At 72.1% G+C, this 7,807-nt stretch carries 6 protein-coding genes and 1 pseudogene; 4 read left to right on the plus strand and 3 right to left on the minus strand.

Annotated elements, in window-relative coordinates; genetic code table 11:
* Nucleotides 1–355: 355 nt before the first annotated feature.
* Nucleotides 356–2,056, plus strand: a complete 1,701-nt coding sequence (locus NBZ83_RS11525; RefSeq protein WP_261574933.1) for a mechanosensitive ion channel family protein — start codon at nt 356–358, stop codon at nt 2,054–2,056.
* Nucleotides 2,057–2,572: 516 nt separating this feature from the next.
* On the opposite strand, the gene NBZ83_RS11530 is transcribed toward NBZ83_RS11525, so the two are convergent.
* Nucleotides 2,573–2,881 carry a GlsB/YeaQ/YmgE family stress response membrane protein gene (locus NBZ83_RS11530; RefSeq protein ID WP_261564579.1) on the minus strand — a complete coding sequence of 103 codons (309 nt, stop codon included), beginning with the start codon at nt 2,879–2,881 and terminating at the stop codon, nt 2,573–2,575.
* Nucleotides 2,882–3,033: 152 nt separating this feature from the next.
* Nucleotides 3,034–3,501, minus strand: coding sequence for a hypothetical protein (locus NBZ83_RS11535; RefSeq protein WP_261574934.1), 468 nt, complete (start codon nt 3,499–3,501; stop codon nt 3,034–3,036).
* 790 nt (nt 3,502–4,291) lie between these two features.
* Between NBZ83_RS11535 and NBZ83_RS11540 the strand changes: the two genes are divergently transcribed.
* On the plus strand, nt 4,292–5,776 hold the full coding sequence (locus tag NBZ83_RS11540) for an amidase (RefSeq protein WP_261564582.1): 1,485 nt from the start codon (nt 4,292–4,294) through the stop codon (nt 5,774–5,776).
* Nucleotides 5,777–5,860: 84 nt separating this feature from the next.
* Nucleotides 5,861–7,006, plus strand: coding sequence for a PP2C family protein-serine/threonine phosphatase (locus NBZ83_RS11545; protein ID WP_261564583.1), 1,146 nt, complete (start codon nt 5,861–5,863; stop codon nt 7,004–7,006).
* Between the two features lie 24 nt (nt 7,007–7,030).
* Here NBZ83_RS11545 and NBZ83_RS11550 read toward each other — a convergent pair whose 3' ends face one another.
* Nucleotides 7,031–7,240 (minus strand): DUF4236 domain-containing protein, encoded by a 210-nt coding sequence (locus NBZ83_RS11550; RefSeq protein WP_261564584.1) that lies wholly within the window; start codon nt 7,238–7,240, stop codon nt 7,031–7,033.
* Nucleotides 7,241–7,539: 299 nt separating this feature from the next.
* On the opposite strand from NBZ83_RS11550, the pseudogene NBZ83_RS11555 reads away from it, so the two are divergent.
* Nucleotides 7,540–7,807 (plus strand): annotated as a pseudogene (locus NBZ83_RS11555) (hypothetical protein); the annotation flags it as partial.

Below are 7,807 nucleotides of genomic sequence, written 5' to 3' on the forward strand. Positions count from 1 at the left end.
ATACAGACACGAACATTCGGCTGACTTCTACTCCGAAGTGGGCTGAGAATATACCTGAAATGTCACGAACGACCTCGCGCCGTTACATGCCGGACGGCGGCTGCCAGCCTCGACGGAGCGGCGGGAGCGAGCACTGGGGTTCTCGATGGCGACGGCGCTGGCGCCGCACTTGCATATGCCCGCTCATTGCGCAATCTGGTGCCCGCGAGTAGGCCGCGGGTATACCCGATCGGGCGCGAATGCCCTCGGGCTGTTACACGTCGGGCGACTATGACGCGGATCACTTCTTGAGTCGCCGGATCACGGGCAGAGCACCCGAGGAACCCTGCCCCCACCAGGAACGAGGAGCCTGCCTGTGCGTGTAAGCGCCGCGCCCGATTTTTCCTTCTCCAACATGCAGTCGACGATCGCCGTGCTGACGGTCCTGGTCGGCGCGGTCGTCGTCGCCGTGGCCGCCGCCACGCTGCTGCACCGGGTCGCCCTGCGCATCGGCCGACATTCCCAGATCGTCGCCGACCTCGCGCATCGCGGCCGGCGACCCGTTCGGCTGACCCTGATCCTCGTGGCGCTGCTCATCGGCCTGGGCGCCACCCACGAACAGGACTGGACGGAGCCGGCGGTCCACATCTGCAGCATCCTGCTGATCGCCGGGATCGGCTGGTGTGTCACCGTCCTCGCGTTCGTCTTCGAGGAGCTGGCGCTCGCTCGCTACCGGGTCGACGTGGTCGACAACCGCCATGCCCGGCGGGTACGCACCCAGGTCACGCTGATGCGGCGGATGACCGTAGCGATCATCTCGATCATCGCCGGGGCGTCGATGCTCATGACGATCCCGAGCGTGCGCGTCGCCGGGGCCAGCATCTTCGCCAGCGCCGGCGTCGTCGGCATCGTCGCGGGCCTGGCCGCCCAGACCTCGCTCGCCAACGTCTTCGCGGGCCTGCAGCTCGCGTTCACCGACGCCATCCGGGTCGACGACGTCGTCGTCGTCGAGGAGGAGTGGGGCCGGATCGAGGAGATCACGCTGACCTACGTCGTCGTCCACATCTGGGACGACCGGCGGATGATCCTGCCGTCGACGTACTTCACCACGACGCCGTTCCAGAACTGGACCCGCAAGGAGTCCGCGGTGCTCGGCGCGGTCGAGCTGGACCTCGACTGGGAGGTTCCGCTCGAGGAGATGCGCACCGAGATGCACCGGGTCCTGGAGGCCACCGACCTGTGGGACCAGCGGGTCTGCGTGCTGCAGGTGACCGACGCCATCGAGGACCACATCCGGATCCGGGTGCTGGTCAGCGGCAAGGACGGCCCGACCACCTTCGACCTGCGCTGCCACGTGCGGGAGGCCCTCGTGCTGTGGCTCCAGCGCAACCATCACCGGGCACTGCCGCGAACCCGCATCGAGTTCGACGCCGCCGCCCATCTCTCCGGACCCGCCCGCTTCAACCCGGCCGACGACCGCCGCGGCGAAGACCGACTCCACGAGGACCGGCACAGCGAAGACCGGCACAACGGTGCCGGCCCGTACGGTGCCAAGGGCCGCCAGAACGGGGCCGATGACCGCGACGGCAGCGCGATCGGCACGATCGTACGCGAGCGGGATGACCACGGCGGCGCACCGAGCGACCGACTCCGCAAGCGCGACGGAGCCCGGCGCGACTGGGAGCCGATCACCACAATCACCCTGTCCACCCGGGACGGCGACGACAGCCGCCGGCCACCGAGGCCCCGCACTCCCGACGACCCGACCGGTCCGGGCCGCACCGGCGACGCCGCGGACGGGCCGCATCCCCCCCACGCCGATGCCGCCGACGACGCGCGCCTGTTCTCCGGCGCGAGCCCGGACGCCGCCCAGCGGGCCCGTGACTTCAGCGAGGCCCCCGACCACGTCGCTGACGACCACCCCGACCATGGCGGCGAGGACGGTCACGACGATCCGGGGGTCGAGCGGCAGACCCCGCGGGACGCGGACACCGCCAGCACCGCCAGCACCGCCAGCACCGCCAGCACCGGCGACCATGAGCCCCGCAACCGCGAATCCGGCGACCAGGACCGGTAGTGCGGCGCTCATCCGGCCACAACCTCGGCGATCATGGCGTTCCACGGAACCGCACCACGTGCCCGGGCCCGGGCCCGGGCAATCAACGAGATGATCCCTCCGCGACCTCCAGGGTTCAGGGGTCACCATCCGCTGGCGTGGCACGGTCGGCTACCTCGACATCGTGACAAGGATTGCCGAGTCGCGGCACTCCGGGCGGCTGGACTGTCTCCGGGCAGCGAAAAGCCGCCGGGACGGAAGTGCCGGCGGCGAAGTAGGGGCGGTTCGGGAGGAGCTGTGGTGCAGACGGAACCTGATGCTTCGAGAGATCCGGTGCTCGAGGGGACCCGGTGCTCAAGGGGACCCGGTGCTCAAGGGGACCTGGATCGGGAGGGACTCGAGGACGGGACGGGACCAACGGGCGAGGTCGGCACGGGCGGGCTTGGTTCCCGCGCCGTGCCGACCTCGCGACCCTCGGGCTTCTCGGCAGTCTCGGAGATCACCTGTGGGTGTCGCCGTGACCGACGGTCGATCCGGTTACCGGCGGGCGTAGCGGCGGCTGCGACCACGCGACCGGCTGTGGCTGTGGCCACCCACGTTGCGCCAGATCAGCAGGACCAGGATGGCGCCGATGATGGAGCCGACGATGCCGGACGGCTGAAGCGCGCCCTCACCGATGTCCTTGTTGAACAGAACGTAGCCGAGGAATCCACCGACGAACGAACCGATGACGCCCACGACAATGGTGCCGAGAATACCGATCGGATCGGGTCCGGGTAGCACCACGCGAGCGACAGCTCCGGCGACCAGACCGAGCAGAATCATGACGACGACGAATGTGACCATTTTATTCTCCCTGCCGAGGTAGTTGAGTCTTCTGTCCCCGCACCCGAACGGCATAAACACCGCTATGGGCACTCTTTTCCGGTCGGAGTGGGGGCACTCCGGCGGGAAGTGGGGCGGGGACGGACGACCCACTCACCTCGGGCAGGTGGTCCTCAGCCGGCGCGGCGACGACGCCGACGGGCTCGCCGAACCAGCAGCAACAGTGCGGTGCCGGCGAGGGCGCCGCCGGTGACCCGCGGGTGGTTGCGGGCCCGCTGCCCCGCGGACCGGGCCGCCTTGCCGCTGGTGGCGAGGGTCTTCTCGGCCGTGGCGTTCGCCTGCGGGTGCTGCGCGAGCCGCTCCCGCACGGTTCCGACGGCCCGGTCACGGGCGCCGAGTGTCCGCTCGGTCGCGGCGGCCAACCGGGGGTTCTCCGCGACCTTCTCCCGCACCGTCCCGGCGGCCTTCTCCGCCGCGCCGCGGGTCCGCTCAGTTGCCGCCGTGACGTGCGGTGCGAGGGTCGCAGCCGCGCCACTGACACGCCCGCGGACCTCGGCGGCGCCGACCGCCACCCGTTCCCGGGTGCTCGGTGAGTCACCAGATCCGGATCCCTCCTGACCCGACGCGTCCTCACCCGACACAGGCGCCGTCGCCGCAGCCCCGGTGGTGGGCGCGGGCGGAAGAGGCGGGGAGGGCTCGGAGGTGGATGTGGCGGGCGAGGATGCGGCAGTGGGCGGGGCAGTCGGCGGGGCAGTGGTGCTGTGACCATTTGGCACGGCCGCGGTGCTCGGCCGTTCAGGCCCGGGCGGGGACGGCCGCGAGGGGGCCTCGTCGAACGCGGAGGGCGCCGCGCCGTCTGGCGGCGTGATCGACGCGGGGTCTGGCGTGGCCGGGTTCGGGTCCACTGACATCGTGTGGTTCCTCCTGATCGTCTTTCTTCGTCTCGGGGTCCTGCGACCCCGACAGTCCGGCCGGGCGGGCCGAGCGCGCCGGTGCCCGCACGGTCGGAGGAGCTGCCGCGAGGACTCACCGGCGCACCGCCCGTGTGCTCCGTGCGGCCCTGCCAGCGGGCCGGGCCCGGGCGCGGGCGCGGGGCGCACCGCTCGCTCGCGGAGGCCCCCTTGGTGGCCGCCGGGGCCCGCGGTATCGCCACGAGATGTTCACGATCCGTTCTGCCGACGGCGATACCCCGTCCTCGATGTTGATAACACGATGTGGGGCGTGTGATACCGCGGTGGCGCGAAAATCTGTCCGACACGCGCAATATCACCCGAATCCTGCGGTGATGCACGTTAAACCGTTCTCTTCCTCATGGCTCTCCCAAACCGGTGACCGAGAAGGAGAATAGGAGGTATCGCGCGAGGAGCAGGGCGAGCGGCCCGGGTTCGGTTACGGTGCGGGCAGCAGGCCCGAGGCGGCAGGGGGTGGCTGATGTCGGACGCACCTGAGGTGCTCGTCGAGCCGGAGCGGGATGGCCCGCTTGACGGCGTCGCCGCCCTCGCCGCCCGGCTCGCGCGAGGCGAGGTTTCCTCCCGCGAGCTCGTCGAGGCCGCGCTGGACCGGATCGAGGCGACGCAGTCGACCCTCAACGCCTTCCGCCGGGTACGGACGCAGGAGGCGCTCGCGGAGGCGGTGGCGGCCGACACGGAGCTCGCGGCCACGGCGGCCGGTCGAGGCAGGCCGGTGGCGGGCCGCCGGCACCGGCCGTTGCTCGGCGTCCCGATCGCGATCAAGGATGACACGGACATCGCGGGCCTGCCGACGGCGTTCGGCGCCGTGGGGGAGTTCCCGCCGGCGGTGCGGGACAGCGAGATGGTGCGGCGGCTGAAGGCCGCCGGGGCCGTCATCGTCGGCAAGACGAACACGCCCGAGTTCGGCCAGTGGCCGTTCACCGAGGGCCGGGCGTTCGGGGTGACCCGCAACCCGTGGGATCTGGACCACTCCCCCGGCGGCTCCTCCGGTGGGGCCGCGGCCGCGGTGGCCGCCGGCCTGGTGCCCGGCGCGATCGGTTCGGACGGCGCGGGTTCGGTGCGCATCCCGGCCGCCTGGACGCACCTGGTCGGGATCAAGCCGCAGCGCGGCCGTATCTCCAACGCGCCGGTGCGCGAGCAGTTCAACGGCCTCACCGTCTACGGCCCGCTCACCAGGACCGTCGCCGACGGCGCCCTGCTGCTGGACGCCCTGGTCGGCAGCCTGCCCGTCGACCGGGACCGGCTACCGACACCGGTCGAGCCTTTCCTGACCGCGGCCGGGCATCCCCCGCCCCGACTGCGGATCGGGCTGTCGCTGCACCGCCCCTACAGCGGGATGCCCGCGAGCCTCGATCCGGCGGTGCGCGCCGCGGTGGAGCGGATGGCCGAGGTGCTCGCCCGGCTCGGGCACGACGTCGTCCAGGTGGAGCCGCCCTACGGCCTGCTCGGGACGATCTTCCTTCCGCGGTCCATGGACGGCATCCGCGACTGGGCCGGACGCGTCCCGGACCCGTCCCAGCTCGACCCGCGGACCGTGGCCAACGCGCGGACCGGCCGGGCGCTGCGCCCGTTCCTGCCGCTGACCCGCGCGGCGGAGCCGCTGGCCCGGCTCAACATCGGCCGGATCTTCCGCCGGGTCGACGTGGTGCTCGCGCCGACGACGGCGACGCCCCCGCCGCGCATCGGCGAGCTCAACCGGGACACCAACTGGGCCACCGACCAGGCGATCGTCGCGGCCTGCCCGTTCGCCTGGCCGTGGAACGTGCTGGGCTGGCCGGCCGTCAACGTGCCCGCCGGACGCACTGCCGCCGGTCTGCCGGTCGGCGCACAGCTCATGGGGCCCGCGGGCAGCGAGGCCCTGCTGATCTCGCTGGCCTCGCAGGTCGAGGATCGCGAGCGCTGGCACCTGCATCACCCGGGCGAACGTGCCACCCACGCCGCCTGACCTTCTGGACAGGTTTACCTGACTCGACGGGCCCAGTTGCGAGGGTGTGTGGTCGAACGCCTGGTCTGCTCGGGAGAATGAGCCATGCGATCTGCCCGGACGAACCCTGCCGCGCCCGCAGGAGCCGATGCGGTGGGTGACCCGGAGAACCTGCGTCTACTCGTCGCCGGAACGGCCGTGCTCGTCCTGGCCCTCGTCGTCGATCTGGGCCCCGGTATCGCCCTGACCGGGTACTTCGGCCTCGGGCCGCTGATCCTCGCCGCCGCCTGCCCGCCGCTGATCACCGCCGGCATCGGCGGCCTCACGGTGACCGTGGCGATCATCTCCGGGATCTGGGACCACCGCTTCGGCACGCAGGCGCACATCGCCGCGATCATCCTGGTCCTGGTCCAGTCCGCGATCGCGGTCTACATCTGTGTGTACCGGGAGCGGCAGCGCTCGAAGCTGCACCGCGTCCAGGCCGTCGCCGAGGTCGCGCAGCGGGCGCTGCTGCCGGCGGTCCCGGGCCGGCTCGACGGCACCGGCTTCGCCGCCCGCTACCTGTCGGCGGCGCAGGAGGCATCCGTCGGCGGCGATCTCTATGAGGTCGTGTCCACCGCGAACGGCATCCGGGTGATCATCGGGGACGTGCGGGGCAAGGGGTTGCCGGCGGTTCGGCTGGCCTCGGTGGTGCTCGGCGCCTTCCGCGAGGCCGCGGTGACCTGGCTGGATCCCGAACAGGTGACGGCGGCGTGCGCCCGCGCGGTGGGACGGGAGGCGGGGCCCGAGGACTTCGTCACCGCGCTCGTCCTGGACATCCATCCCGACGGCCGGCTGGGCATGTGCTCGGCGGGCCATCACCCGCCGCGGCTCGTCTCGGCGGACCGGTCGTCGACCCTGGAGGTGCGCTCGCCCAGCCCTCCGCTCGGGCTGGCCGAGCGGTTCACCGTCACGACGGCGCAGTGGGAGGTCGGTGACCGGCTGCTGCTGTTCACCGACGGGCTGATCGAGGCCAGGGACAGCCGGGGACGTTTCTTCCCCCTGGACGATCACCTGGACCTGGTGCGGGGTGGCGGCCAGGAGGAGGCTCTCGACCGACTCATCGCCGCCCTCGGCACCCATGCCGGCGGCGCCCTGCACGATGACCTCGCGGTCCTGCTCGCCGAACGGCAACCCGCCCCGACCACGCCAGCCACTCTGACCACGCCAGCCACTCCGACCGCGCCAGCCGCGCGGGCCGCCGCCGACTGACCGGGGCCCCACCGCGGGGCGGCGTCAGCTCTCGGCCCGTCGGCGGCCGCGGCCGTCCCGCCGGTAGGAGAACGGCCCCGGCAGGTCCACGCTGGACAGGCCGCCGCGGCGGTTGCGCGACCAGACCCGCCAGGAGATCCGCCCAAGCTTCAGTGTGACCGAGGACACCCCCCGCTCGCTGACGTTGACATAGAACGGTCCGTACCGCGGGCGGCGGGTGTAACGCAGACCCATCACAAACCTCCGGAAAGGGGCAGTTGCAGGGGGCGGTCAGTACGGGGAACGAGCACGGTGCTGATATCGCCTTTGTCTCCCGCAATCCCCGGACTAACCATCAATCGGCACCAGCCCGACGGATCGCCTTTCGGCCGACATCGGCCGCCCGCCCCGCACCACCTCACGGGAAGCGACCCGATCCGCTACGGTCAGCCCATGCGCAGGGACGCCGAGATCACCATCCGATGCCGGCGCATCCCAGCCGACGCGGCACCGTCCGCGTGCCCCGCCCGCACCCCGGGGCACCGGAAGCGCCGATGAGCGGTTCGCCGGATTTCCCAGACCGCGGCACCGTGCGACTACTCGTCGTGCTGGTCATCGTGATGAGCGCGGTGGCCGCGTTCGCGGTCGGCGGCCTGATCGCGGTCTCCGGCGTGCGGGTGAGCTGGGGGGGCGACGACGGCGGCGGCTCGGTGGGGGCGCTGCCGGCAGCCATCGGCAGCCTCGGGGCGAACGACGCCCCGGGGCTGGCGACGCGGCCGTCGTCGGCCATCGCGGCGCCGCCGGAGCCGACACCGGCAGCAC

The sequence above is a fragment of the Frankia gtarii genome (assembly GCF_025403375.1).
GTDB lineage: Bacteria > Actinomycetota > Actinomycetes > Frankiales > Frankiaceae > Frankia > Frankia gtarii.

Bases quoted from the DNA above. Each gene is read 5' to 3' on its own strand.
- NBZ83_RS11545 (WP_261564583.1), top strand. From the start codon at position 5,861: ATGCGATCTGCCCGGACGAACCCTGCCGCGCCCGCAGGAGCCGATGCG.
- NBZ83_RS11550 (WP_261564584.1), bottom strand. From the start codon at position 7,240: ATGGGTCTGCGTTACACCCGCCGCCCGCGGTACGGACCGTTCTATGTC.
- NBZ83_RS11530 (WP_261564579.1), bottom strand. From the start codon at position 2,881: ATGGTCACATTCGTCGTCGTCATGATTCTGCTCGGTCTGGTCGCCGGA.
- NBZ83_RS11540 (WP_261564582.1), top strand. From the start codon at position 4,292: ATGTCGGACGCACCTGAGGTGCTCGTCGAGCCGGAGCGGGATGGCCCG.